Below are 505 nucleotides of genomic sequence, written 5' to 3'. Positions count from 1 at the left end.
AATTCCTCTTTGGCAGATTGAAACTTGCAGAAGTTTTTTTACTGCTTCCGCATAACCCTCGTTTAAATTCCTCTTTGGCAGATTGAAACTCTCTTACCTGTTTTTCTGATACACCTTCAAACGTAGTTTAAATTCCTCTTTGGCAGATTGAAACAATAAAATAAATAACCTTGAAATGATATCAAGGGACGTTTAAATTCCTCTTTGGCAGATTGAAACATCAATCTCAAATCCTACTTCGCCCTGCGCAAGAACGTTTAAATTCCTCTTTGGCAGATTGAAACCCAAATATCCTCTTTGTTCTTGCTGTGCTGGCGTTCTGTTTAAATTCCTCTTTGGCAGATTGAAACAAACCGCCCCTTTTAATTCCAAAGAACTATTTAAAAAGTTTAAATTCCTCTTTGGCAGATTGAAACCATTTTCTGTGAAGTGTATTTTTTTAGTTTTTTCAAGGTTTAAATTCCTCTTTGGCAGATTGAAACCTGTGAAGTTTAATCTCTTAGTT

Annotated in this window: 1 protein-coding gene; it reads right to left on the bottom strand. The window is 35.0% G+C overall.

Translation table 11 applies throughout. From position 1 onward, the window contains the following. Positions 1-192 precede the first annotated feature (192 nt). Positions 193-505: hypothetical protein (locus N3D74_06770; protein ID MCX8095865.1), on the bottom strand; the 313-nt coding region annotated here is incomplete at its 5' end.

This window comes from Caldisericia bacterium, assembly GCA_026414995.1.
Taxonomy (GTDB): Bacteria; Caldisericota; Caldisericia; order B22-G15; family B22-G15; genus JAAYUH01.
The sequence above is the reverse complement of the archived record's forward strand: the minus strand, read 5'-3'. Positions and strand labels throughout refer to the sequence as shown.